The following is a 23201-nucleotide window of genomic DNA, read 5'->3' as shown; positions in this document are numbered from 1 at the left end:
CCGGTCGCTTCGGGCAGGGAATAACAATGACGCGCGGAAACCCGGGGCCCTTGTCCACGACACGTGGGAGACAGCGACGGTAACCCTCCGCGAGACCGTCCCCTATGAGCGGTTCACCGAGTCGCTCATCACCGAGGGACGTCTACCTGCTGCTGGCGAAGCACACGAACATGACCAACCGGGGCACTTTCGGGTCCGAGTACGTCATGGCCGTATGAGGCGTAGCTCGAGCATGGGAGCGAGGGGTGGCGAGACGAAGCGACTGCGCCTACCCCCTGCGGGAAGGGGGAAGCCCCGAGCATGCACGCGCGCACGGGGGGGGGGGGGGGGGGGGGGGGGGGGACAATGTTGCGAGATCCGCGCTGCACCGCGCGTAGGGCGCCCCTGGAATCCAGCGCACCCAACCACGGAAACGCCCGGGAGGGGCGCCTCGCCGGCTGTAATCCGAAAGGGAACTCCGTTTTCCTGACCACCCTCACCGTCGGCGCCGGTGCGAGGATGGACGCCATGACCGACTCTGCCTCCGGCCTCGTGGGGCGCGCCCGTGACGCCCGCATCGTCGTGATCGGCGGCGGCCTCGCCGGCCTCGTGGCCGCGCTCGAGTGCGCCAAAGTCGGGATCGGCGTGACGCTCGTGGATGCCGCAGAGCGCCTGGGCGGCGGGATCGTCGCCGCGGACCTCGGCGGGACCGCCGTCGACGTCGGTGCGGAGGCGTTCGCCCCGCCGGAGGGGGCGTTCGCCGCGCTGCTGGACGACCTCGGCCTGAGCGGAGACATCGTAGAGTCGGCGGCCGGCGGCGTGTGGGTGGCGGGCCTGCCGGGCGGGCGGGCACCCCTCCCGGAGCAGAGCATCCTCGGCATCCCCGCCAACCCGTTCGCCGACGACGTCCGCCGGCTCATCGGGTGGCGGGGCGCGTGGCGCGCCTACCTCGACCGCCTCCGGCCGCCGCTCACCATCGGCCGCGCGCGCAGCCTCGGCGACCTCGTGCGCACGCGCATGGGCGACCGCGTCGCCGATCGCATGGTCGCGCCGGCCGTCCGCGCACGGTTCGGGGTCGACCCCGACCGGCTCGACGTCGACGCGGCCGTCCCGGGACTCAACGGCGCTCTGACGCGTGCCGGCTCGCTGAGCGGAGCGGTCGCGGAACTGCTCGCGGCCACGCCGGATCACGTGGCGCGGGCCCGGCGCGCGACGCTCCGCGGCGGCCTGACCCGCCTGACGGAGAGCCTCGAGGAGCGGCTCGCCCTCCTCGAGGTGACGATCCAGCGCGGCGCGCGCGTGCAGAGCCTCGCTCGCACCGACACCGGCTGGCTCCTCACCTGCGACCCCGCGGAAGACGGAGCCGCGCTGGAGATCGCTGCCGACGCGGTGATCGTGGCGACCGGGCAGGCCGAGGCCCGCCGGCTCGTCCACCCGTTCGCGGCCCTGCCCGACCTCCAGGCTTCCGCGCCGCCGCGCGAGATCGTCACGCTGCTCGTCCACGCCCCGGCGCTGGCGGACGCGCCGCGCCGCGTCGCCGTGGCCGCGACCGACGGGACGGTCCTCCGCCACGCCACCGCCGAATGGCCCGGGCTGGCCGATGCCCCCGACCGCGGATCCCACCTCCTGCGAGTGACGTCCGCACCCCGCGCCGACGCCGGCGACGATGACGCCGCCATCGACCGCGCCCTCGACGCCGCCGCGGCCCTCACCGGTGTGCCCCTGACTCGCTCCGAGCTGCGCGGCGCGCACGTGTGCCGCGAGGTCTCCGTGACGCCTGCCGAGGTCAGCGGCCACGCCGAGGCGACGGCCGCGATCCGCGGCGCCGCGCACGACGCCGGGCTCGCCCTCACGGGCGGCTGGCTCGTCGGCGGTGACCCCGCGCGGGTCGCCGCGGATGCCGTGGCAGAGGCCGATCTCGTCCGTGGACACGCGCTCTGGGGAACGCCGATGGGGCACATTACGCACTGACGCCGCCCTTGGCAACCCCCGGATGCCGGAACAGGCATACAGGACTACCCTGGTGTCACCAGCACCATCGGCAACGAGCGTGAGGAGAACCCCATGAGGGGCAAGATCGGGATCGTCATCGGATTTGCGGCGGGCTACGTGCTCGGGTCGCGTGCCGGGCGTGAGCGCTACGAGCAGATCAAGGACGGCGTGCAGAAGGTGTGGGACACCCCGCAGGTCCAGAAGCAGGTCGACAAGGCCAAGGAGCTCGGAAAGACCGCGGCCATGGCGCTGCCCAGCGCCCTGTGGGACGGCGCGGTGAAGGTGGGCAAGGCCGCCAGCAAGAACGGGAGCGCCGGCGACCGGCTCGACGCCGCCATCCGTGCCGGCAAGAAGTCCGCCGATGACGTCGTCCGCGCGGGCGAGATGACCGCCGAAGAGGCCAAGGAGGCCGCCGCGAAGGTGGCGAAGGCCGCGGACAGCTGAGATGAGCACCCCCCGCGGATTCCGCGACCGCTCCGACGACAGCCTCTTCACCCTGCTGGGTGAGGTGCCGGAGCTGGTCCGCAACCTCATCGCCGCGGAGATCGACTCCGCGAAGAAATGGCTCAAGAGCGTCGGCAAGGATGCCGGGATGGGCGGCGTCTGGTTCGTCATCGCCCTGTTCTTCCTCTTCTGGGCGATCCCGACGCTCGGGGCGTTCACGATCATCGGACTCGCGTCCTGGATACCGGCATGGCTCGCGGCGCTCATCGTGCTCGTCCTCCTGCTGGTGATCGCGATCGTGTTCGCGCTCCTCGGCATCCTGCGCATCAAGAAGCTGACCCGCACCGACAGCCCCGCGAAGTCGATCAAGGCCGACGCGCGGATCGTGAAGGACGTGACCGATGAGTTCTGAGATCGTTCCCCGCACCGCCGTGGCTCTCGGCATCGCCGACCCCGTGGAGCGCGCCCGCGCCGAGCTGAAAGCGGCGCTGTTCGCCATCGAGGAGAAGGCCAACGTCCCCAAGCGGATCGGCGACGTCGTCGACGAGCAGGTCGTCGCCGCGCGGCGCTTCGCCCGCGCCAACCCCACCGGGGCCGCTGCGGCGGTGGCCGGCGTGGCCGCCGTCGTGGGTCTCGCGGTGTGGGGCATCGTCCGCCTTTACACCCGCTGATCTGGGGTGCAGAGCCCGGCGGACGGGTGCGGGGTATGCTCGAACCTCAGGCAGTGGCGATGAGGCAGATGCTGCCGACGATGCGATCCCGAGCGCGTGGACGTCTGTCCTCGCCCGGTCGCGCTGTCGGTCGCTCGAACGGGCGTCCGGCGAAGGACCACGAGAGTCGAGCATGAACACACAGCCACAGGCCGCCACGGCCGCGAAGCCCCTGAAGGGCTGGCGTGTGCTCGTCCCGCGCGGCGGTCCGTGGGGGGACAGCGTCGCCGCGACGCTGCGCGCCCAGGGCGCCGTCCCCGTGATCGCACCGCTCATCAACTTCGCCCCGTCGACCGACCAGGCGACGCTCGAGAAGGCGCTGGCCGACCTCGCCGCCGGCGCCTTCGACTGGGTGACCCTCACCAGCGCGACGACCGTGGACGTCCTATACGCCTACCGGGCGGTCATCCCCGCGACGACGCGTGTCGCCGCCGTGGGCGAGACGACCGCCGCCGCGCTCAGCGCCGTCGGGTACCGCGTCGACCTCGTGCCCGACGAGGACAACTCGGCCGCGGGCATGGCGGCGCAGCTGATCGCGCTCGAACCGGAGCCGCGCCGCATCCTCACCCTCCGCAGCGAGATCGCCAAGCCCGTGCTGACGCGCCGGCTGACGGAGGCGGGCCACGACGTCCGCAGCGTCGTGGCGTACCGGACCGTCGGGGTCCCCGTCACCGAGCGCATCGCGCACGACGTGCAGAGCGGGCGGATCAACGCCATCCTCGTCACGAGCGGCTCGGTCGCGGAGCAGGTGCGGGAGCAGTTCCCCGAGATCCCGGCCGACACGGTCATCGCGGCGATCGGTCCGCGGACCGCGAAGGACGCCCGCAAGGTCGGGCTCGGCATCCATGTCGTCGCACGGGAGCAGACCGTCGGCGGACTGATCGACGCCGTCTCGCGCTTCCCGCTGCCGCACGCCACAGACGAGTTCACGCTCTGACCACCCGCCCGGGACGCCGCGGACCGGTGACACGCCGCGGATCGTTGCCGGTCCGTGAGCACACGGCACGCCGCGCGCTGGCAGACTGAGGGCATGGTGACTCTCCTGCTCGACTCGACGCAGCTGGAGGTCGTGCTCTCCGCCGCCGAGCGGGCGCTCGCCTTCCGTCGCGGCAGTGTGAAGGTCGCGCGCACGCAGATCCGGAAGGTGCAGCTGACCGACGACGCGTGGACGTGGCTGCGCGGCGTCGCGAGCCCGGGAACGCACGTGCGCGGCGTCGTCGCGATGGGCACGTGGCGGGCGGCGGGCGCGTCGGACTTCGTCGTCGTGCGCGGGCACCGGCCCGCCGTCGTCATCGACATCGAGGGCGAGTCGGAGTTCCAGCGTCTCGTCCTGACGACGCGGCACGCACTCGCGCTCGTGCAGGCGCTGCAGCTGGAGACGGATGCCGAGCCCACCGATGTCGTCGACATCGTCACGGGCGCCATTCCCACCGCGGCCCCGCGGCCGAAGGCGCCCCGCGCGCGGCGGCCGGCGCCGGCGACCGCCTGACGAGGGTCAGCTGACGTCGCGGCGCCAGCTGAGCAGGTGCCCGAGGCCGAGGAAGACGACGGCGTACGCCAGCAGCACGAGGCCGCCGGCCCACCACTCCAGGCTCTGGGTCTCCCCGCCGACCATGCCGGTGTAGATGCTCGCGCCCGCGAGCGCGTCGGAGGCGGCGCCCGGGAGGTACTGCGTGACGGCGTCGAGGCCGTCGACGAGCCCTGCGACGACCCGCAGGATCGGCTCGATGAACTGCGTGAAGGCGATCACGCCGACGACGGCGCCGACCTGACTGCGGACGAGCGTGCCCACCCCGATGCCGATCAGCACCCACAGCGGGAACGCGATCACCATCCGGCCGACCATCGCCCAGGTGTCCGCGTCCTGCAGCTGCGTGTCGACACCGAAGGCGGCCAGGATGCCGGCGCCCGGGACGACGGTCGACACGAGGGCGACGAGCGCGAACAGGAGGCCGACGACGATGCCGGCGACGATCTTGCCGCCGAGCGCCACCCCGCGGCGGGGTGTCGCGAGGAACGTCGGCGTGAGCGTCTGGTGGCGGAACTCCCCGGTGACTAGCAGCGCGCCGATCAGGAGCGGGAAGACGTAGCCGACGGCCGTCGCGAGGCTGTAGACCATGGGCGGGATGAGCTCTGCGGGCAGCTGCGGACCCTGGGCGGCGTCCCCCAGGGCCCCGGACGCGCCGGCCGCGAAGACGGCCGCGAGGCCGGCGGCCGTCGAGCCCACCCAGGCGACGAGGACGAGGGCGAGGACCCACCACAGCGACGTGGAGAACTGCTTGGTGAGCTCGGAGCGGGTCGCGCGGGTCAGGCTCATCGCCGATCCCCCTCTCCGTCGGGGCGGGGCGCATCGTCGTAGCGGGAGAAGAAGTGGTCGGCCTCGACGTCGGACTCCGTCTTCTCCTCCGCCGCCTCCCACGGACGATCGACGGCGATCGCCTCGTCGAGGTCGTCAGGCGCCTCCTCCTCCGCAGGCGGCACGTCGGGCGCCTCCGCCGCCGGGAGGGCCGGGGCAGCGGGCGCGATCGCCGGCGGGGCGGCAGCATCCGGCATGTGCGTGCGGATGCCGTTCACGAGATCGAGGAAGACCTCCTCGAGCGCCGGGCCGCGCCGCTGCAGCGTCGACAGGGCGATGCCCGCAGCCGCCGCGATCGCGCCCACGGCCGCGGGGTCGGCGCCGCGGACGGAGAGGCCCGAGCGCATGACGTCGTACCCGAGGCCCCGCGCGTCGAGGGCGGTGCGCAGCGCAGCCCGGGCGGGCGCATCCACGAGCGTGGCGAACTCGTCCGGCGGGGTGAGCGCCTCCAGCGATCCCTGGAACACGAGCCGGCCGCGCGCGATGACGAGCAGCGAGTCCGCCGACTGCTGGATCTCGGCGAGCATGTGCGAGGAGACCAGCACGGTCCGCCCCTGAGCGGCCAGCTCGCGGAGGAACCCCCGCATCCACTTGATGCCCTCCGGGTCGAGCCCGTTGGCCGGCTCGTCCAGCACCAGCACCCCGGGGTCGCCGAGGAGGGTGTAGGCCAGGCCGAGCCGCTGACGCATGCCGAGGGAGAACCCGCCGACCTTCCGGCCGCCGACGTCGGCGAGACCGACGACGCCCAGCGCTTCGTCCACGCGGGCGTGCGGGATGCCGGCGGCCTGTGCGTACACCTTGAGATGGTTCGCGGCGGTGCGGCCGGGGTGGAAGCTCGACGCCTCCAGCGCCGCACCCACCGTCTGCAGCGGCTGCGCGAGCTCGGCGTAGCGCTGCCCGCCGATCGTCGCGACGCCCGACGTGGCGCGGACGAGGCCCAGCAGGATGCGCAGCGTCGTCGTCTTGCCGGCGCCGTTGGGCCCGAGGAACCCCGTCACGACGCCGGGCTCCACGCGTGCCGTGAACGCGTCGACCGCCGTCACCGGGCCGAACCGCTTGGTCACGCCGGTGAACTCGAGTACGCGTCCTTCAGGCATAGGGGCCCTCTCCTCGTCGCCGGATCCCTTCCATCCTGGCTGAAACGCGCGTCTCGCGCTGTGCGGAACGGCCCCTCCGGGCGCGGGTAACGTTGCCCGGGTGAGCACCACGGAGAGCGATACCGCGACCGGCACCCCGCAGACCCGCATCCGCGCCCGGGCGGACGGGAGCGTCGGCCACCTCACACTCGATCGGCCCGAAGCGCTCAACGCGCTCGACCTCGGCATGATCGACGATCTCGCCGCGGCCCTGGACCGCTGGGAGGAGGCCCCCGACGTCCAGGTGATCCTGCTCGACGGTGCCGGCGACCGCGGGCTGTGCGCGGGCGGCGACGTCCGCGGCCTGTACGACCAGATCGTCGGGGGCCGTCCGGAGGACACCGGCGCCTTCTTCCGTGCCGAGTACGCCCTGAACGCCCGCATCGCCGAGTACCCCAAGCCCGTCGTCGTCTTCGCCGACGGCATCACGATGGGCGGCGGCATCGGCCTGGCCGGCCACGCCGGGGTGCGGGTCGTCACGGAGCGTTCCCGACTGGCGATGCCCGAGACGCGCATCGGCTTCACCCCCGATGTCGGCGGCTCCTGGCTGCTCGGGCGGACGCCCGGCCGCATCGGGGAGTACCTGGGGCTGACGGGCGCCGCGATGGATGCCGCCGACGCGATCTACGCCGGCTTCGCCGACCACTTCGTGCGGAGCGCGCACCTGGGCGATCTGCACGAGGCGCTCGTCACCCGGGCCGATCCGTCGACCCCGAACGAGCTCGTCCTGCTGTTCGATGAGACCGCCGCGCCCTCCCGGCTGGAAGCGGCGCGCCCGTGGATCGACGCGGCGTTCTCCGCCCCCACGGTCGCCGAGATCGTCGACCGACTGCGGGCACGGCCCGAACCGGAGGCCGTGGAGGCGGCGGCGACCCTCGCCGAGCTCTCGCCGACCGGTCTCGCCGTGACGCTCGACGCGATCCGGGCCGCCCGGGAGCTGCCGGGTCTGCGCGACGCCCTCGCGCAGGAGTACGGCCTGGTCCTGTGGTTCGCCGTGACCCAGCCGGATCTCGTCGAGGGCATCCGGGCGCAGCTCGTCGACAAGGACCGGTCGCCGCGCTGGCAGCCCGCGACCTTCGCCGACCTGGCTCCCGACATCGCGGCGGAGGCGCTGGCCTACCGGCCGGGCACGCCGCTCTGGGGCTGACCGGTGTTCGACAGCCCGCTCTCCGCCTCCGCGTACGACGTCCTGGAGGTCGCCCCCGACGTCGACGAGGAGTCGCTGCGCCGCGCGTACCGCCTGCGGCTGCGGCAGACCCATCCCGACACCGGTGGCGACGCGGTGCAGTTCGTGCAGGTGCAGCGCGCATGGGAGCTCGTGGGGACGCCGGCCGCCCGCGCCGCGTACGACCGCGGGCACGGCTTCGGTGAGACGTCGGTCTCCTTCGCGCCCGCCGGACCGGGCTGGCGCCCGCCGAGCCGACCGGCGGATACCCGGCCCAAGGCTCGCACGCACGGCCAGCCCGGCGGGTGGCGCCGGGAGCGCTACCTCACCCTCATCCGGGAGTGGGCGGGCCGCGGGGTGACGCTCGCCGACCCGTACGACCCGGCCCTCGTCCGCACGGCGCCGCATGAGATCAGGCGCCTCCTCGCCGATGCGCTGGCCGAGGAGGCGACGGCGCGCATCGTCGCGGACCTCGGCATGGGGTACACGGTCTGGCATGACGTCGAGGCCCGCGACCGCGGGCCGGAGGCGAAGCTCGACCACATCGTCCTCGGCCCGAGCGGTCTGTACGCCGTGCTGTCCGAGGACTTCGGCGGACCCGTCCGCACCCGGCGCGGGGAGGTGATCGGGGATGCCGTGTCCGGCACGCCGGTCGCGACCCTCGTCGCCGGCGCCCGGACCCTCGGGCGGGCCGCGCGCGTGAAGTTCAGCGGCGCCATCGTCGTCCTGCCCGACGACGATGTGTCGGTCGCGATCGACGAGCTCGGCCGGGTCAAGTCGCTCCCCGTCGCAGTGGTCTCCCGCGCCGCGCTGGCGACCGTCCTCCGCCGGGGCGTCACCGGCGCCCGCGAGATCGGCGGCAACGAGCTGTTCGACGTGCGCACCCGCCTGCAGCAGACCGTCCGCTTCGTCTGACCGCGGCGGCGCTAGTCGACGAGGCCGAACAGCTCGAGCGGGTGCGTGAGGCGCCACCAGCGCGACGGCGGTTCGATGTCTCCCGCGAGCCGGAGCCCCACGGTGTCCCTGTCGAGCGGGCCTTCGAAGCTGAGCCGGCCGACGCTGTCGTCCGCGGCCCGCGCCGCGTCGAGCTCGAATGCCGGTTCGGCGACCGCGAATGCGCCGTTCCAGAGCACGACGGCGCCGGCTTCGTCGGTCACGACCTCCGCGCGTGCGCCCCACGGCGTGGTGACGACGCCGGCGACGGTCCCCGCGGGCAGCACGGCGGGCTGTGCGACTTCGGCCGAGACCGCCTCGAGGAGACGCGCGGTCTCCTCGTCGCGCTCCGCGTCGCTCGGCTGGCCGAGCGCCGTCGCGTACACGCGCACCGTCGTCTCCCCGACGACGACTTCGCGGGCGGCCACGAGGTTGTAGTACTCCTCGAGGCCGCCGGTCTTCACGCCGGTGACGGCCGGATCGGCCAGCAGGTCGTTCGTGTTCTCCACCTCGCCGGCGCCGGGCAGCGTGACCGATTCGGTGTCGACGATCTCCGCGATCACGGGGTTGGCCAGGGCGCGGTCGGCGAGGGCGAGCACGGCGGCGGGGGCAGCCAGATTGCCCTCGTCGATGCCGGTCGGCTCGACGACGGTGATGCCGGAGAGGCCGTGCTGCGCGAGCCAGTCCCGCGCAGCGCGCGCGAAGACGGCATCCGAGGGCCAGAACGTCCGCGCCAGGCGTTCGGCGTAGTTCCCTCCCGAGCCGATGAGCATTCCCTGCAGCAGCTGGTACTGCGTGAGAGTGCCGCCGACGGGCACGTCCAGCGCGGACTCTCCGCGGGAGAGGAACTCCCGGTACGTGGCGCGATCGCGCGCCGTGAAGGCGTACTCCGGGCCGGGCTCGCCGACCGTGAGCGGCTGCTGGTCGAGCACCAGCAGCGCCGTCACGAGCTTCGTGATGCTCGCCATCATCGCCGGGTCGGCGGTCGAGGAGACGGTCCCGGCGATGCCATCGACGCTGACGGCGGCCGCACCCTCCTCCGGCCAGGCCGGCGCCGACAGCGGCGCGGAGACCGCCGAGATCTGGCTGGCGGTGATCACCGGCGGCACGGCGTGCAGGGGCCAGAGCAGCGTCGTGGCGACATACGCCGCGACGAGCAGCAGCATCCCGCCGATCGGCACCAGCACGCCCGGGCGGAACGGCGAACGCCGGGGCCGGCGCTCGAGCAGGTCGGGACTGACCATCGCGTAGGGGGCGGTCGCGGTCCGGAGGTCCATGCGCGGCGGGGCCGCCGCCAGCGCGCGCTCATCGACCCATTCCAACGCCCGGCGCTGAGGCGGGGCGGGGGGCCGGGTCATCCCATCAAAGTACCGCGCCGCGAGAGCGGCCTCGAACCGCCGCCGTGAAGAGCAGCTCGGTATACTCGAGCGCACAACCACGGGAGTCCGGTGAGCCGGGCTGAGAGGAAGCGAACCACGCTTCGACCGTCGAACCTGATCCGGATCATGCCGGCGCAGGGAGGAGAGAACATGAGCACATCCACGTCCGTGCCCGCACCCGTCGCCACGCGGAGCCGCTTCCGCTGGAGGGTCGTCGACATCGTCGTCGCCAGCGTCCTCGGGGTCGCATCCGGCCTCATCTTCCTGCTGTGGAACATCGGCTACCTCGGGCCGAAGGCGCTGCTAGACCCCCTGCTGCCCGGCCTGCAGGGCCTGCTCGACGGTCCGTGGCTGTTCGCCGGGGTGCTCGGCGCGCTGGTCATCCGCAAGCCCGGGGCCGCGATCTACACCGAGACCCTCGCCGCCGTCGTCTCGGCGCTGGTCGGCAACCAGTGGGGTGGCTTCCTCACCCTCGAGGCCGGGCTGGTGCAGGGACTGGGCGCTGAGATCGTCTTCCTGATCGTCGCCTACCGGCTGTGGTCGCTGCCCGTCGCGGTGCTGGCCGGTGCGGGGGCCGCCCTCGCCGGCGCGGTCAACAACCTGATCCTCTGGTACGCGGGCTCGGACACCACGTTCACGATCGTCTACCTCGTCTCCTCGGTGCTCTCGGGCGCCGTCATCGCCGGTGGCGGGGCCTGGCTCATCGCCCGGGGCCTCGCGCGGACGGGCGCGCTCGACCGGTTCGGGTCGGGTCGTGCCGCGCGCGAACGCGTCTGACGGATGATCGTCGGCCGCCCGGCAGCCGTTCACGCCCGTGGCTGGGGCTGGCGCCACGCGTCACGGCGCGCCTGGGCGCTGCGCGACGTCTCCTTCGAGATCGGCGTGGGGGAGCGCGTCCTGCTGCTCGGCGCGTCGGGATCGGGGAAGTCCACGCTCCTGCACGGACTGGCCGGCGTGCTCGGCGGCGACGAGGAAGGCGACGCCGAGGGCGAGCTCCTGCTCGACGGCCGGCCGGCCGCCGACGTGCGCGGACGTGCGGGCCTCGTACTGCAGGACCCGGACTCGCAGGTCATCCTCGCGCGGGTCGGCGACGACGTCGCCTTCGGCTGCGAGAACCTCGGCATCCCCCGAGACGAGACCTGGCGCCGCGTCGACGAGGCGCTGGCCGCGGTCGGCCTCGACGTGCCGAAGGATCGCCCGACCAAGCACCTGTCGGGCGGGCAGAAGCAGCGGCTCGCGCTCGCCGGCGCCCTCGCGATGCGCCCCGGCCTGCTCGTGCTGGACGAGCCCACCGCGAACCTCGACCCCCAGGGCGTCGCCGATGTGCGCGATGCGGTCGCGGGGCTCCTGGACCGCACCGGCACGACCTTCGTGGTGGTCGAGCACCGTACCGAGGTCTGGCTGCCGATCGTCGACCGTGTGATCGTGCTGGGCGACGGCGGCGTCGTCGCCGACGGCACCCCGGCCGACGTCCTGGGTTCGAACGGCAGGCGGCTGGCCGAGGCGGGGGTGTGGGTGCCCGGCATCCCGCCGGCCGTGCCGGCCCCTCCCGCCCGGCCGCACGGCGACGTGCTGCTGAGCGCACGCGGCCTCGCCGTCGAACGGCTCCGCGGCCTCCCGGTCGCGACGGGGGTCGACCTCGACGTGCACGCCGGCGGGGCCCTCGCGATCACGGGGCCGAACGGCGCCGGCAAGTCGACGCTCGGGCTGACCCTCGCCGGGCTGCTGCCCCCTGCGGCGGGGACGCTACGGGCGACCGAGGCGCTCGCCGCCGGCGCGGGACCCGCGCCCTGGAGCTGGCGGTCGCGTGAGCTGCTCACCCGGATCGGCACGGTGTTCCAGGATCCCGAGCACCAGCTGCTCGCACCCACCGTGCGGGAGGAACTCGAGGTGGGGCCGCGCGCGCTTCGGCTCGGCGAGGCGGAGACGGCGCGGCGGGTCGACGAGCTGCTGGGAAGGCTGCGGCTGTCCTCGCTCGCGCGCGCCAACCCGTACACCCTGTCCGGCGGCGAGAAGCGCCGGCTCACGGTCGCAGCGGCCCTGGCAACCCGGCCCCGGGTGCTCGTCCTCGACGAACCGACCTTCGGTCAGGACTCCGTGACATGGGCCGAGCTCGTGGCACTGCTGGCGGGGCTCCGTGACGAGGGCAGCGCCATCGTCACGATCACCCACGATGCCGCCGTCGTCGAGGCGCTGCACGCCCGACGGGTGGAGCTGCGCGGATGACGCAGCTCGACGCCCACGCACGCACCGGCGGCTTCGCCCGGATCAACCCGGTCGCGAAGCTCGCGGCGAGCGGACTGATCGCGCTGCCGCTGATCCTCACCCTAGACGTCGTCTCCGCCGCCGTCGCGCTGGCGCTCGAGCTGGTCCTCTTCCCCTTCGCGGGGGTCGGGTGGCGCGAATTCTGGGTGCGCACCTGGCCCGTCTGGCTCGCCGCGCCGCTGACCGCGCTGACCATCGCGCTGTACGGCGAGGCATCCGGTCAGGTCCATTTCGAGTGGCTGTTCGTCCGGGTCAGCGACGGCTCCCTCGCCCTCGCGGCGGCGACACTGCTCCGGGTGCTCGCGATCGCGCTCCCCTCGGTCGTGCTCTTCATCACCGTCGACCCCACCGACCTCGCCGACGGCCTCGCCCAGATCGTCCGGCTGCCGGCCCGCTTCGTGCTCGGCGCGCTGGCCGGCCTGCGGATGGTCGGTCTCTTCCTCGACGACTGGCGGGCGCTCGAACTGGCCCGTCGGGCGCGCGGGGTGGCCGACCGCGGCCGCATCCGCCGTTTCGCGGGCATGGCGTTCGCGCTGCTGGTCCTCTCGATCCGCCGCGGGTCGAAGCTCGCCACGGCGATGGAGGCCCGCGGATTCGGAGCGCCGATCCCGCGCACCTGGGCGCGCGCCTCGACGTTCGGGCGGCGGGAGTGGCTGCTCGTCGCGATCGGCGCGGCGATCAGCCTGACCGCGGTGACCGCCGCCGTGCTCACCGGGTCGTGGAACGTCATCCTCGGCTCTTCGTAGGGTTCGGGTCCCCACTCAGCGAGCGTCGAGGGCGCGGACGAGCCGGCGCGGCGCCGTCACCCGGTACGACGACTCGATGAGCTCCGCGACCTCCTGCCAGTCGGTGTCCCCGTCCAGGTCGAGACCCAGCCAGCCGGAGGGGCCGAGGTACCCCGGCACCCAGAACCGCGGGTCCTGCCGCAGGGCGGGGCCGTCGTCGGGATCGGGCTGCACCATGATCGCCGCGTCGTGTGCGAACCACTCGCCGTCGATGCGCTGCGATCCGCCGAAGTACACGAAGACCTTCTGTGTGAAGAACGCGGGGCGCCCGTGGCTGACCTTCTCGTTCGCCTCCGGGAGCGCGAGCGCGATGCCGCGCACCCGCGCCAGCAGCGGATCGGTCTCGTCGAACATGATCGGATGCTCCACGTCGCGAATTCTCCCACCCGGCATCGGGATGCGCGATGGCACACTGGGCGCATGGCCGACTCCGCTCGTCCGTGGGTGCTGCACGTCGACCTCGACCAGTTCATCGCGGCGGTCGAGGTGCTCCGGCGACCCGAGCTCGCCGGCAAGCCGGTGATCGTGGGTGGCCGCGGCGATCCCACGGAGCGCGCCGTCGTGTCGACGGCGTCCTACGAGGCGCGGGCGTTCGGAGTCGGGTCGGGGATGCCGCTGCGCATCGCCGCCCGCAAGGCGCCCGACGCGATCATCCTGCCGGTCGACGCGCCCGCGTACACCGCTGCGTCGGAGGAGGTCATGGCGACGCTGCGCGCCCAGCCCGGCGCCGTGGTCCAGGTGCTCGGCTGGGACGAGGCCTTCGTCGGCGTCACGACCTCCGACCCCGAGGCCTACGCGCGGCGCATCCAGGACGAGGTGCTCGAGCGCACCCGCCTGCACTGCAGCGTCGGGATCGGCGACACCCTCATCCGCGCGAAGAATGCGACCGACTTCGGCAAGCCGCGCGGCACCTTCCGGCTCACGGCCGAGAACTGGATCTCGTTCATGGGCGAGCGGCCGGTGATCGAGCTCTGGGGTGTCGGCGGCAAGATCTCCAAGCGGCTCGCCGCCCACGGCATCCTCACGGTCGCCCAGCTCGCGGCCGCCGACGAAGCGGTGCTCGTCGCGGAGTTCGGGCCCAAGATGGGCCCGTGGTACCGGCAGCTGGGACGCGGTGACGGCTCGGCGGTCGTCGACGACACCCCCTGGGTGGCGCGGGGGCACGGGCGCGAGAGCACCTTCCAGCAGGATGTCGCCGCGCGCGCCGACATCGAGCAGGCGGCGCGCGACCTCCTCGCCCAGGTGCTCGAGGATGTCATCGCCGAGGGGCGCCCCGTCGTCGGGGTGGGGCTCAAGGTGCGCTATGCGCCGTTCACCACGAAGACGCTCGTGCACAAGATCGACCCCACCTTCGACCGGGCCGTGGTGACCGCCGAGATCATGGCGCTCGTCGCCCGGATCGAGCCGGACAGGCCGCTGCGCCTCCTCGGCGTGCGTGCCGAGATGGCGATGCCCGACGACGCACGGGCAGGTCACACGCCCACGCGCAGCGGATGGTGACGACCGGCGCGTGACGCCATGCCCGGCCGGGTAGCCGAGAAACCACATCGAGCATGAGAAACCGCGCCGGAACGTATTTCTCATGCTGATCGTGGTTTGTCAGCGGGGACGAGGGTCGCCCGGCCCGGTAGCCTGTTCGCAGGGATGCGGTCCTGGCACGCAGTCCCGCGTAGTGTGGAACCGAATTCCAGTTCGAAGGAGAACGCATGGACATCGCCGGATCCGGCGCCCTCGTCACGGGCGGCGCCAGCGGCCTGGGCCTCGCCACGGCTCGCCGCCTCGCCGCGGCGGGTGCGCTCGTCACGATCGTGGATCTGCCGGGCTCGAACGGCGCGGATGTCGCCGCGGAGTTCGGCGGCCGTTTCGCCCCTGCCGACGTCACCGACGGCGAGCAGGTCGCCGCCGCCGTCGCCGTCGCAGACGCCGCCCCCTTGCGCATCGTCGTCAACTGCGCCGGCGTCGCCCCGCCGGCGAAGGTCCTCGACCGGGACGGCAACCCGTCGCCGCTCGGCGGATTCGAGAAGATCGTCCGCATCAACCTCATCGGCACGTACAACGTGATCGCGCACGCCTCTGCGGCGATGGCGAAGACCGAGCCCACCGCGGGCGGCGACCGCGGCGTCATCGTCAATACGGCATCCGTCGCGGCGTTCGACGGCCAGATCGGGCAGCCGGCCTACGCCGCGAGCAAGGGCGGTGTGCACGCGATGACGCTGCCGATCGCACGCGAACTCGCCCGCTACGGCATCCGCGTCTGCACGATCGCGCCCGGCATCATGGAGACGCCCATGCTGGCCTCGCTCCCGCAGGCCGCACAGGACTCGCTCGGCCAGCAGGTCCCGTACCCGCAGCGTCTCGGTCGGCCCGACGAGTACGCCGCGCTCGTCCAGTCCATCGTCGAGAACGGCTACCTCAACGGCGAGACGATCCGTCTCGACGGCGCGATCCGCATGGCCCCGAAATGAGCGACGGCATGAGTGACACCATCCTCCTCACCCGTGAGGGCGCCCTCGCGCGCATGACCTTCAACCGTCCGGCGTACCTCAACGCGATGGACTTCGAAATGGGCACCCGCTGGCGGGAGATCGCCCGCGAGCTCACGTCCGATCCGACGGTCGGCGCGATCCTGCTGGATGCCAACGGCCGCGGCTTCTGCGCCGGCGGCGACGTCGTCGCGATGGCCGGATCCGGCGCGGGCGGCGCGGCGGTGACCGAGATGGCCCACACGATCCACGACGGCATCCGTGCGTTCGTGGAATCCGACAAGCCGATCGTCGCGGCCGTCGACGGGCCGGTCGCGGGCGGCGGCCTGGGGCTCATGCTCGTCGCCGACTACATCGTCGCGTCCGAGGGGGCGAAGTTCGTCAGCAAGTACGCGAACATCGGCCTGACTCCCGATCTCGGCGTCTCCACGCTGCTCCCCGCCGCGATCGGCCAGCGACGGGCCCTGCGGATGCTGCTGCAGGACGTCACGATCGACGCCGAGACGGCCCTGGACTGGGGCCTCGTCACCGAGATCGCCGCCGACCCCGGCGCCCGCGCCGCGGAGGTCGCGCAGTCCTGGCTGGACGGCGCCACCGCGGCGTACGGCCAGGCCAAGCGCCTCATCCGCACCGGCGCGGGCCGCGGCTTCGCGGACAACCTCGACGACGAGGCGCGCTCGATCGGCGCCCGGTTCGACACGGACGAGTCGAAGGCGCGCGTCGCGGCCTTCGCCGCGGCATCCGCCAAGCGCACGACCAAGGAGCCCTCATGACCGCCACCCTCGCCGGCAAGACCATCCTGATGTCCGGCGGCAGTCGTGGCATCGGCCTCGCCATCGCCCTGCGCGCGGCCCGCGACGGCGCCAACATCGCGCTGCTGGCAAAGACCGACACACCGCATCCCAAGCTCGCCGGCACCGTGCACAGCGCCGCCGAGGAGATCCGCGCGGCGGGTGGAGAGGCCCTTCCGATCGTCGGCGACGTCCGCAATGACGACGACATCACCGAGGCCGTGCTGAAGACGCAGGGCGAGTTCGGGGGCATCGACATCATCGTCAACAACGCCTCCGTCATCGACCTGTCCGGCTCGCTCGACCTGGCCGCCAAGAAGTACGACCTCATGCAGGACGTCAACGTGCGCGGCACGTTCCTGCTCTCCCGCGCCGCGATCCCGATCCTGAAGGAGGCGGAGAACCCGCACATCCTGTCGCTGTCGCCGCCGCTGAACCTCAGCCCGAAGTGGCTGGGCGCGCACACCGGCTACACGATGGCCAAGTACGGCATGTCGATGGCGACCCTGGGGATGGCGGCGGAGTTCGCGAAGGACGGCATCGCCGCCAACACCCTGTGGCCGGCGACGACGATCGCGACCGCCGCCGTGCAGTTCGCCCTCGGCGGCGACCGGATGATGAAGGTCAGCCGCACGCCGGAGATCTACGCGGATGCCGCCTACGAGGTGCTGCGGAAGCCCGCGCGGGACTACACCGGGCACAGCCTCATCGTGGAGGACGTGCTGCGCGAGGCGGGCGTCACCGACTTCGCGCGGTACGCCGCGACGCCCGGCACACCGGATTCCGAGCTCTACCCGGACATCTTCCTCGACTGAGGCTTCGCCGTCGCGAGCCCGGCGGCGAAGACCGTCACGAGACGGGGCACGAGCTTCGGCGTGAGCGCGCGCAGCGCCGGGGGGACCGGCCGCGTGATCATCCCGATCGCCAGGACGAGCTCGAGCGCGTCCAGCTCGGCGCGCACGAGCCCTGCCGTCCGGGCCGCCTCCAGCAGCGCGCTCACCTCGGCGAGGGTGCGGTCCTGCGCCGTGCGCACCTCCTCGGAGAGGTCCTCCGCCACCAGGAGCGCCAGCGCGTCGGTGAGGGCGCCGAGTTCGAGCTCGACGAGCCGGACGAGGAAGTCGTGCCATGCGGCGGCGGGGCGTCCGGCCATCTGCGCGAGCGCCTCGGACGCGGCCTGCTCCATCTCCGCCAGGATCGCCAGCGAGACCGCGTCGGCCAGGGCGGAGCGGGACTCGAAGTTCCTGTACAGCGTCGCGATGCCGACCCCCGCGGTCTCGGCGACGGCTTCCAGCGGGACCGCCGCACCATGAGCCGCGAAGAGGTGCCGTGCGGCGCGCACGATCGTCTCCCGGCGTCGCACGGCGTCAGAGCGCATGATCGGCCTCCCTCTCGGTCCATCGTGTCGGGCATCGGGCGCCGGCGCGATGGGGAGCGTGGCCGAAGCCGCCGCTCACAGCATAAGCGGAGGAAATGTCTCCGTATAATCGGAGACAATCACTCCACTTCTTCCCTGGGAATCGCATGACCACGCTGCTCGACACCCCATCCGCCCGCGCCGATACCCCCGCCGACGCCTCTGAGCCGGGCACCGCGCCGACCGCCCGCCGCGCGCCCTCCCCGCCGGCGAAGCTCCTCGGGCTCACCGCGGGACTCGGGATCATCCTCGCGGTCCTGCTCCTGGTGTTCATCATGCCGTCGCTCAAGAGCGGCCCGCACGACCTGCCGCTCGGGGTCGTCGGCTCGCCCGCGGCGGCCGAGCAGCTCGAAGCGGGCCTGGCCGGAGCCGCGCCCGACGCCTATGTCCTCCACGAGTTCGCAACCGAGGCGGACCTGCGTGCGGCCATCGAAGCGCGGGAGGTGGTCGGCGGTCTCGTCGTCGACGGCGCCGGTGTGCACGGACTCGTCGCGAGCGCAGGCTCGGCGGCGATCTCCGCGACCGTCACGGCCACGGCGGAGGCGCTCGCCGCGGCCACCGGCGGCGCAGCCGAGATCACCGATGTCGTGCCCCTGCCTGCGGCCGATCCGTCCGGGATCGGCATCGGCGGGCTCGCGTTCCCGCTCGTGTTCGGCGGCATCGTGCCCGCCGTCGCCTTCCGCAAGACCTCGCCCACGCTCGGCTGGGCGGTCGCCGGCATCGCGACGTTCTCGGTGGTGGGGGGACTCATCGTCGCCGGTGTCCTGATGGGCGTGTTCGGCAGCATCACGACGGGCTTCTGGGCCGTCGCTGCCGCCATGGCGCTCGGCATCGCCGCCCTCGCCCTCCCGCTCGCGGGACTGCAGGAGGTCTTCGGCGGCAAGGGGTTCACGATCGGCGCCATGGCGATGATGTTCCTCGGCAACCCGCTGGCAGGCATCTCGACGACGGCGGCCTGGCTGCCCGGCATCCTCGGCACGATCGGACAGATCCTCCCGCCCGGCGCCGCCGGCACGCTCGTCCGGTCCGCCGCCTACTTCGGCGGCGCGGGCGGGCTCACGGCCGGTCTGACGCTCGGCGCCTGGGTGGTCGCCGGCATCGTCCTGCTCGTGATCGGCGCGCGCCGGAACGCGCGCGCCGATGCGGGGGCGGCCTGAGCCTCAGACGAGGCCGAGGGCGACGAAGGCGTTCCACACGCCGTCATCCAGCACCCCGGTCGTGACGCGGTCGGCGCGGGCCTGCAGCTCGGGGTCCGCGTTGCCCATGGCGACGGACACGCCGCACACCTCGAACATCTCCACGTCGTTCCAGCTGTCGCCGATGCCGATGGCATCCGCGGGGTCGCGGTCGAGGAGCGCGAGCACCTCGAGGATCGCGGCCCCCTTCGTCGTCCCGAGCATGCTGATCTCGCCGTTGCTGCCGCCCGGCATCGGCATGCTGCCCGGGATGACGTGGAAGGTGTCGCCGAGGTCGGTCTGCGCCCGGTCGAGGCTGTCGGAGCGGTCGCTCACGAACACCGCCTTGGCGATCTCGTCGAGGTCGGCCTCGGACACGTCGGCGTACTGGTGCAGCGAGACGTCCGGAAGGTCGTCCTCCGCCACCCCGAGCGTGCGGAGGTCCTCGGCGCGCCGCTCGCGCCGGTGGCGCATGAACTCGTCGACGCGGACGCGGATGCCCGCGCTCGCGAACACCCGCTCGTGCGACTGCAGGAAGTACTCCATCCCGTGCGCCGTGAAGTAGGCCACGAGCCGTTCCACCTCGGGCCGGGGCATGGGGTGGGAGACGATGAGCTCGTCGCCACGCGTCGCGTAGGCGCCGCCGTTCGTGATCGCGCCGTCGAAGCCGATGGCGCGGACGTCGGGGTGCACGTCGCCGTCGGAGCGGCCCGTGCTCAGATAGACGAGATGACCGTTCTTGCGGGCGGTGCGGACGGCGGTGACAGTGGAGGGGGCGATGACCGAGCCGTGCTCGAGGATCGTGCCGTCCACGTCGAGGAAGGCGATGCGCTGCGACGTCATGACGAACTCCACGCTAGTCGCAGCGCCGGCCGGGGAAGACCCCGGCCGGCGCTGGACGGCTCACGACGTGAGGCTCGCGCCGTTGGTCCGGATGACCTCGGCGTACCAGTCGAACGACTTCTTCTTATAGCGCTCGAGGGATCCTGACCCGTCGTCGTCACGGTCGACGTAGACGAATCCGTAGCGCTTGCTCAGCTGCGCCGTCGAGGCGCTGACGAGGTCGATGCACCCCCACGTCGTGTACCCGAGCAGGTCCACGCCGTCGGCGATCGCCTCGCCGACCTGCTCCAGGTGCGCCTGGAGGTACGCGATGCGGTAGTCGTCGAGGACCGTCTTGACGCCGTCGACCTCGACCAGCTGATCCTTCGCGCCGAGGCCGTTCTCCACGATGAAGAGCGGCTTCTGCCAGCGGTCCCAGAACGTGTTGAGCACGAACCGCAGCCCGACGGGGTCGATCTGCCAGCCCCACTCCGACTCCTTGAGGGTGGGGTTGCGCACGCCGCCGAACAGATTCCCCTCGCCCATGTCGCGCTTGTCGGCGTCGACCGTCTCGCAGATGCTCGAGTAGTAGCTGAACGAGACGAAGTCGACCGTGTTCTCCTTCAGCAGCGCACGGTCCTCCGCAGTGACCTGCAGCTCGACACCCTGCTCCCGCAGGCTCCGGAGGTAGTACCCCGGGTACTCGCCGCGCACATGGATGTCGCCGAACGCGAGGTTCGTCCGTTCCGTCGTGAGGGCGGCGAAGACGTCGTCGGGGTTCGGGGTGAGCGGGTAGACGGGCATCGACAGCACCATGCAGCCGATCTGCGCGTCTGGCGCGAGCTCCCGCGCGACCTTCGTCGCGAGGGCGGAGGCCACGAGCTCGTGATGGACGGCCTGGTAGAGATCGGTCTTGGAGAGCTGCTCCTTGGGGGTGTTGATGCCGCCCGACATGAACGGGGCGTGCAGCACCGAGTTGATCTCGTTGAAGGTCAGCCAGTACTTCACGCGCGCGCCGTAGCGCGCGAACAGGGTGCGCACGTAGCGCTCGTAGAACCCGATGAGGTCGCGGTTGACCCAGCCGTCGTAGGTCTCGGCGAGGTGCAGCGGCGTCTCATAGTGCGAGATTGTGACGAGCGGCTCGATGCCGTGCTTCTCGAGTTCGTCGAGCACGCGGTCGTAGAACGCCAGACCGGCCTCGTTCGGCTCCGTCTCGTCGCCGTTCGGGAAGATGCGGCTCCACGCGATCGAGAAGCGGTAGGTCTTGAACCCCATCTCCGCGAAGAGGGCGATGTCCTCCGCATAGCGGTGATAGAAGTCGATCCCGACCTGCTTGAGGTTGTCCGGCGTGGGGGCCGCGGTCCGCGGTGTCAGGATGCCCTTCGGCATCACGTCCTGGATCGACAGGCCCTTGCCATCTTCGAGGTACGCGCCTTCGAGCTGGTTCGCGGCGGTCGCGCCGCCCCAGAGGAAGCCGTCGGGGAAGGTCGTGGTGGTCATGCGGGATGCTCCTTACTTCGCGGCCGCGAGGGACTCGACCGACACCGCGGTGAACAGCGCCTCGCCGTGCGCGATCGGACCGGATGCCGCCGCGGTCACCGCGGGATACAGGTCGGGGTTGGTGATGATGACGGGCGTCGTGAGGTCGTAGCCGGCCGCCGTGATGGCCTCGACGTCGAACTCGAGCAGAAGGTCGCCGGCGGCCACCCGCTGGCCGGTCTCCACCTTCAGGGCGAAGTGCTTCCCGGCGAGCTTGACGGTGTCGATGCCGACGTGGACGAGCAGCTCCGCACCGTCGGCGTGCCGCAACCCCAGGGCGTGCCCGGTCGGGAACGCCGCAACGACGGTCCCGTCGAACGGGGCGTACAGCGCACCGGAGCGCGGGACGATCGCGACGCCCCGGCCCAGCGAGCCGTCGGCGAAGGCGGCATCCGGCGTCTCGCTCAGGTCGATGACCGTGCCATCGAGCGGGCTCTGCACGACGATGTCGTTGCCCGCGGCGGGGGAGACGGTTGTCTCTTCGGGCTCGGTGAAGCCCACGAGCACCACGAGCAGGAAGGGGATGACGATCGCGGCCGCGAGCCCCAGCACGAGGAAGATCATGTTGCCGTTGCCGAAGAGAGCGGGAAGCGCCAGCCCGGACGGCACGACGAACGCCGTCGAGAAGACGCCGCCGATGGCCACGATCGCGCCTCCGACGGCACCGCCCACGATGCCGAAGGCGAAGGGGCGCTTGAGGGGAAGGTTGATGCCGTAGATCGCGGGCTCGGTGATGCCGGCGAGGAAGCCGGACAGGGTCGCCGGCGCGGCGAGGGACTTCAGGGCCTTGTTCCGGGCACGCACCCACACGCCGGCGACGGCGGCAGCCTGCGCCAGCACCGCGGCGAAGACCGGGGCGATCAGCAGCATCTGGCCGGTGCTCTGGAACTCGATCTGGAAGATCGGGACGAGGCCCCAGTGCAGACCGAAGATCACGAAGACCTGCCACAGACCGCCCATGATCGCGCCGCCGAGCCACGGCACGGTCGCGAAGACCCAGCCGATGCCGTCGCCGAGAGCTCCGCCGAGGATGTCGGAGATGGGGCCGACGACGAGGAAGACGAGCGGAACGCCGATGAGCACGACGATCATGGGGGTGACGAAGCGGCGGATCGCGGTCGGGAGCTTCGCGTAGAGGAAGCGCTCGGCGTGACTCTGCAGCCAGACGATGATGATGATCGGGATGACGCTGGAGACATAGCTGACCATCGTGAAGGGGATGCCGAAGAAGGTCAGGTCGGGGGCGCCGTTGAGCGCCGTGATCGTCGGGTAGACCAGCGCGCCGGCGATCGCGAAGGAGGTCCACTCGTTGGCCTTGAAGTACCGCGCCGCCGTGATGGCGAGCGCCATCGGCAGGAAGTTGATGAACGCGTCGGAGAGGGCGTTGAGCACGGTGTACGTCGAGGTCTCGGCGCTGATCCAGCCGAAGGTGACGGCTGCGGCGAGGAACGCCTTGAGGAGGCCGGTGCCGGCGAGCGCCCACAGCACCGGGGTGAAGATCGAGGAGATCATCGCGATGAACCGGTTGAACAGGTTGCTCTTGGGGGCGTCGCCCCCGTCGGCGGCATCCGTCGAGCCGAGCCTTGAGATCTTCCCGATCGCGGCGTAGACCTCGGGCACGTCGTTGCCGATGACGACCTGGTACTGGCCGCCGGCCTCCGTGGTCGTGATGACACCGGGGACGGCCTTGACGGCGGCGGCATCCGCTTTCGCATTGTCCTTCAGCACGAAGCGGAGCCTCGTCGCGCAGTGCACGAGCGACTGCACGTTCTCTTCGCCGCCGACGCCCTTGAGCACGCCGGCCGCTGTCTTCGAGTAGTCCATGAGACTCAC

24 protein-coding genes and 1 riboswitch are annotated in these 23201 nt (G+C 72.3%); of the genes, 16 read left to right on the top strand and 8 right to left on the bottom strand.

The genetic code is table 11. From position 1 onward, the window contains the following. Nucleotides 1–507 precede the first annotated feature (507 nt). The 6 genes from BR85_RS09350 to BR85_RS09325 all read left to right on the top strand — a co-directional run bounded on the left by BR85_RS09350 (nucleotide 508) and on the right by BR85_RS09325 (nucleotide 4614). Nucleotides 508–1950 carry a protoporphyrinogen/coproporphyrinogen oxidase gene (locus BR85_RS09350; protein WP_028496365.1) on the top strand — a complete coding sequence of 481 codons (1443 nt, stop codon included), beginning with the start codon at nucleotides 508–510 and terminating at the stop codon, nucleotides 1948–1950. A gap of 93 nt (nucleotides 1951–2043) precedes the next feature. After that, nucleotides 2044–2415, top strand: a complete 372-nt coding sequence (locus tag BR85_RS09345; RefSeq protein ID WP_028496366.1) for a hypothetical protein — start codon at nucleotides 2044–2046, stop codon at nucleotides 2413–2415. 1 nt (nucleotide 2416) lies between these two features. Further along, entirely contained in the window at nucleotides 2417–2827 is a 411-nt protein-coding gene (locus BR85_RS09340) for a phage holin family protein (RefSeq protein ID WP_028496367.1), read from the top strand. Then, nucleotides 2817–3086, top strand: coding sequence for a hypothetical protein (locus BR85_RS09335; protein WP_028496368.1), 270 nt, complete (start codon nucleotides 2817–2819; stop codon nucleotides 3084–3086). The genes BR85_RS09340 and BR85_RS09335 overlap by 11 nt, the downstream gene beginning before the upstream one ends. Before the next feature lie 172 nt (nucleotides 3087–3258). Further along, nucleotides 3259–4062, top strand: a complete 804-nt coding sequence (locus tag BR85_RS09330; protein ID WP_028496369.1) for a uroporphyrinogen-III synthase — start codon at nucleotides 3259–3261, stop codon at nucleotides 4060–4062. Nucleotides 4063–4155: 93 nt separating this feature from the next. Then, nucleotides 4156–4614: a hypothetical protein gene (locus BR85_RS09325; protein WP_028496370.1), complete on the top strand. Its 459-nt coding sequence runs from the start codon at nucleotides 4156–4158 to the stop codon at nucleotides 4612–4614. 6 nt (nucleotides 4615–4620) lie between these two features. Here BR85_RS09325 and BR85_RS09320 read toward each other — a convergent pair whose 3' ends face one another. Together BR85_RS09320 and BR85_RS09315 are read right to left on the bottom strand one after the other, a co-directional pair. Beyond that, nucleotides 4621–5442, bottom strand: a complete 822-nt coding sequence (locus tag BR85_RS09320) for an ABC-2 transporter permease (protein ID WP_028496371.1) — start codon at nucleotides 5440–5442, stop codon at nucleotides 4621–4623. After that, nucleotides 5439–6578, bottom strand: coding sequence for an ATP-binding cassette domain-containing protein (locus tag BR85_RS09315; RefSeq protein ID WP_081782740.1), 1140 nt, complete (start codon nucleotides 6576–6578; stop codon nucleotides 5439–5441). The genes BR85_RS09320 and BR85_RS09315 overlap by 4 nt, the downstream gene beginning before the upstream one ends. A 100-nt stretch (nucleotides 6579–6678) precedes the next feature. On the opposite strand from BR85_RS09315, the gene BR85_RS09310 reads away from it, so the two are divergent. Both BR85_RS09310 and BR85_RS09305 read left to right on the top strand, forming a co-directional pair. Then, complete coding sequence (locus tag BR85_RS09310) at nucleotides 6679–7764, top strand: enoyl-CoA hydratase/isomerase family protein (protein WP_081782741.1); 1086 nt, start codon at nucleotides 6679–6681, stop codon at nucleotides 7762–7764. Nucleotides 7765–7767: 3 nt separating this feature from the next. Next, nucleotides 7768–8697 carry a nuclease-related domain-containing protein gene (locus BR85_RS09305; protein ID WP_028496373.1) on the top strand — a complete coding sequence of 310 codons (930 nt, stop codon included), beginning with the start codon at nucleotides 7768–7770 and terminating at the stop codon, nucleotides 8695–8697. A gap of 11 nt (nucleotides 8698–8708) precedes the next feature. On the opposite strand, the gene BR85_RS09300 is transcribed toward BR85_RS09305, so the two are convergent. Further along, nucleotides 8709–10073, bottom strand: a complete 1365-nt coding sequence (locus tag BR85_RS09300; protein ID WP_081782742.1) for a D-alanyl-D-alanine carboxypeptidase family protein — start codon at nucleotides 10071–10073, stop codon at nucleotides 8709–8711. A gap of 69 nt (nucleotides 10074–10142) precedes the next feature. After that, nucleotides 10143–10252, top strand: a riboswitch (TPP riboswitch). Here BR85_RS09300 and BR85_RS09295 point away from each other — a divergent pair. From BR85_RS09295 to BR85_RS09285, 3 genes are all read left to right on the top strand, one after another. Beyond that, a complete protein-coding gene (locus tag BR85_RS09295) occupies nucleotides 10245–10871 on the top strand; it encodes an ECF transporter S component (protein ID WP_028496374.1) in 627 nt (208 codons plus the stop codon). (Overlaps the previous riboswitch by 8 nt.) Before the next feature lie 3 nt (nucleotides 10872–10874). Then, nucleotides 10875–12320 carry an ABC transporter ATP-binding protein gene (locus BR85_RS09290; protein WP_028496375.1) on the top strand — a complete coding sequence of 482 codons (1446 nt, stop codon included), beginning with the start codon at nucleotides 10875–10877 and terminating at the stop codon, nucleotides 12318–12320. After that, nucleotides 12317–13105 (top strand): energy-coupling factor transporter transmembrane component T family protein, encoded by a 789-nt coding sequence (locus tag BR85_RS09285; RefSeq protein ID WP_028496376.1) that lies wholly within the window; start codon nucleotides 12317–12319, stop codon nucleotides 13103–13105. Before BR85_RS09290 ends, BR85_RS09285 begins: the two co-directional genes overlap by 4 nt. 15 nt (nucleotides 13106–13120) lie before the next feature. On the opposite strand, the gene BR85_RS09280 is transcribed toward BR85_RS09285, so the two are convergent. Next, on the bottom strand, nucleotides 13121–13513 hold the full coding sequence (locus BR85_RS09280) for an MmcQ/YjbR family DNA-binding protein (RefSeq protein ID WP_028496377.1): 393 nt from the start codon (nucleotides 13511–13513) through the stop codon (nucleotides 13121–13123). A 51-nt stretch (nucleotides 13514–13564) separates the two neighbouring features. Here BR85_RS09280 and BR85_RS09275 point away from each other — a divergent pair, with 51 nt between their 5' ends. From BR85_RS09275 to BR85_RS09260, 4 genes are all read left to right on the top strand, one after another. Further along, the gene (locus tag BR85_RS09275; RefSeq protein ID WP_197018613.1) at nucleotides 13565–14644 is read left to right on the top strand and encodes a DNA polymerase IV; all 1080 of its coding nucleotides are present in this window, start codon (nucleotides 13565–13567) and stop codon (nucleotides 14642–14644) included. Between the two features lie 206 nt (nucleotides 14645–14850). Further along, a complete protein-coding gene (locus tag BR85_RS09270) occupies nucleotides 14851–15609 on the top strand; it encodes an SDR family NAD(P)-dependent oxidoreductase (RefSeq protein ID WP_028496379.1) in 759 nt (252 codons plus the stop codon). Nucleotides 15610–15617: 8 nt separating this feature from the next. Then, nucleotides 15618–16400, top strand: a complete 783-nt coding sequence (locus BR85_RS09265; protein WP_028496380.1) for an enoyl-CoA hydratase/isomerase family protein — start codon at nucleotides 15618–15620, stop codon at nucleotides 16398–16400. After that, nucleotides 16397–17233 carry an SDR family oxidoreductase gene (locus BR85_RS09260; protein WP_028496381.1) on the top strand — a complete coding sequence of 279 codons (837 nt, stop codon included), beginning with the start codon at nucleotides 16397–16399 and terminating at the stop codon, nucleotides 17231–17233. Before BR85_RS09265 ends, BR85_RS09260 begins: the two co-directional genes overlap by 4 nt. Here the strand turns inward: BR85_RS09260 and BR85_RS09255 are convergent. Further along, nucleotides 17209–17793, bottom strand: coding sequence for a TetR/AcrR family transcriptional regulator (locus BR85_RS09255; protein ID WP_028496382.1), 585 nt, complete (start codon nucleotides 17791–17793; stop codon nucleotides 17209–17211). The genes BR85_RS09260 and BR85_RS09255 overlap by 25 nt on opposite strands. Before the next feature lie 146 nt (nucleotides 17794–17939). On the opposite strand from BR85_RS09255, the gene BR85_RS09250 reads away from it, so the two are divergent. Next, nucleotides 17940–18989, top strand: coding sequence for a hypothetical protein (locus BR85_RS09250; RefSeq protein WP_028496383.1), 1050 nt, complete (start codon nucleotides 17940–17942; stop codon nucleotides 18987–18989). A gap of 3 nt (nucleotides 18990–18992) precedes the next feature. On the opposite strand, the gene BR85_RS09245 is transcribed toward BR85_RS09250, so the two are convergent. The 3 genes from BR85_RS09245 to BR85_RS09235 are packed head-to-tail and all read right to left on the bottom strand — an operon-like array spanning nucleotide 18993 to nucleotide 23192. After that, nucleotides 18993–19850 carry a Cof-type HAD-IIB family hydrolase gene (locus BR85_RS09245; RefSeq protein ID WP_036272677.1) on the bottom strand — a complete coding sequence of 286 codons (858 nt, stop codon included), beginning with the start codon at nucleotides 19848–19850 and terminating at the stop codon, nucleotides 18993–18995. A gap of 60 nt (nucleotides 19851–19910) precedes the next feature. Beyond that, complete coding sequence (locus BR85_RS09240; protein ID WP_028496385.1) at nucleotides 19911–21329, bottom strand: glycoside hydrolase family 1 protein; 1419 nt, start codon at nucleotides 21327–21329, stop codon at nucleotides 19911–19913. A 12-nt stretch (nucleotides 21330–21341) separates the two neighbouring features. Further along, a complete protein-coding gene (locus BR85_RS09235; RefSeq protein ID WP_036272679.1) occupies nucleotides 21342–23192 on the bottom strand; it encodes a beta-glucoside-specific PTS transporter subunit IIABC in 1851 nt (616 codons plus the stop codon). Nucleotides 23193–23201: the final 9 nt, after the last annotated feature.

The sequence above is a fragment of the Microbacterium sp. UNCCL10 genome, from assembly GCF_000746195.1.
Classification (GTDB): domain Bacteria; phylum Actinomycetota; class Actinomycetes; order Actinomycetales; family Microbacteriaceae; genus Microbacterium; species Microbacterium saccharophilum.
The sequence above is the reverse complement of the archived record's forward strand: the minus strand, read 5'-3'. Positions and strand labels throughout refer to the sequence as shown.

Excerpts from the sequence above, each read along its gene's own strand:
- BR85_RS09325 (WP_028496370.1), top strand. The coding sequence starts at position 4,156 with ATGGTGACTCTCCTGCTCGACTCGACGCAGCTGGAGGTCGTGCTCTCC.
- BR85_RS09235 (WP_036272679.1), bottom strand. The coding sequence starts at position 23,192 with ATGGACTACTCGAAGACAGCGGCCGGCGTGCTCAAGGGCGTCGGCGGC.
- BR85_RS09255 (WP_028496382.1), bottom strand. The coding sequence starts at position 17,793 with ATGCGCTCTGACGCCGTGCGACGCCGGGAGACGATCGTGCGCGCCGCA.
- BR85_RS09350 (WP_028496365.1), top strand. The coding sequence starts at position 508 with ATGACCGACTCTGCCTCCGGCCTCGTGGGGCGCGCCCGTGACGCCCGC.
- BR85_RS09300 (WP_081782742.1), bottom strand. The coding sequence starts at position 10,073 with ATGACCCGGCCCCCCGCCCCGCCTCAGCGCCGGGCGTTGGAATGGGTC.
- BR85_RS09315 (WP_081782740.1), bottom strand. The coding sequence starts at position 6,578 with ATGCCTGAAGGACGCGTACTCGAGTTCACCGGCGTGACCAAGCGGTTC.
- BR85_RS09270 (WP_028496379.1), top strand. The coding sequence starts at position 14,851 with ATGGACATCGCCGGATCCGGCGCCCTCGTCACGGGCGGCGCCAGCGGC.
- BR85_RS09345 (WP_028496366.1), top strand. The coding sequence starts at position 2,044 with ATGAGGGGCAAGATCGGGATCGTCATCGGATTTGCGGCGGGCTACGTG.
- BR85_RS09335 (WP_028496368.1), top strand. The coding sequence starts at position 2,817 with ATGAGTTCTGAGATCGTTCCCCGCACCGCCGTGGCTCTCGGCATCGCC.
- BR85_RS09250 (WP_028496383.1), top strand. The coding sequence starts at position 17,940 with ATGACCACGCTGCTCGACACCCCATCCGCCCGCGCCGATACCCCCGCC.
- BR85_RS09285 (WP_028496376.1), top strand. The coding sequence starts at position 12,317 with ATGACGCAGCTCGACGCCCACGCACGCACCGGCGGCTTCGCCCGGATC.
- BR85_RS09245 (WP_036272677.1), bottom strand. The coding sequence starts at position 19,850 with ATGACGTCGCAGCGCATCGCCTTCCTCGACGTGGACGGCACGATCCTC.
- BR85_RS09240 (WP_028496385.1), bottom strand. The coding sequence starts at position 21,329 with ATGACCACCACGACCTTCCCCGACGGCTTCCTCTGGGGCGGCGCGACC.
- BR85_RS09265 (WP_028496380.1), top strand. The coding sequence starts at position 15,618 with ATGAGTGACACCATCCTCCTCACCCGTGAGGGCGCCCTCGCGCGCATG.
- BR85_RS09320 (WP_028496371.1), bottom strand. The coding sequence starts at position 5,442 with ATGAGCCTGACCCGCGCGACCCGCTCCGAGCTCACCAAGCAGTTCTCC.
- BR85_RS09330 (WP_028496369.1), top strand. The coding sequence starts at position 3,259 with ATGAACACACAGCCACAGGCCGCCACGGCCGCGAAGCCCCTGAAGGGC.
- BR85_RS09295 (WP_028496374.1), top strand. The coding sequence starts at position 10,245 with ATGAGCACATCCACGTCCGTGCCCGCACCCGTCGCCACGCGGAGCCGC.
- BR85_RS09340 (WP_028496367.1), top strand. The coding sequence starts at position 2,417 with ATGAGCACCCCCCGCGGATTCCGCGACCGCTCCGACGACAGCCTCTTC.
- BR85_RS09275 (WP_197018613.1), top strand. The coding sequence starts at position 13,565 with ATGGCCGACTCCGCTCGTCCGTGGGTGCTGCACGTCGACCTCGACCAG.
- BR85_RS09260 (WP_028496381.1), top strand. The coding sequence starts at position 16,397 with ATGACCGCCACCCTCGCCGGCAAGACCATCCTGATGTCCGGCGGCAGT.
- BR85_RS09290 (WP_028496375.1), top strand. The coding sequence starts at position 10,875 with ATGATCGTCGGCCGCCCGGCAGCCGTTCACGCCCGTGGCTGGGGCTGG.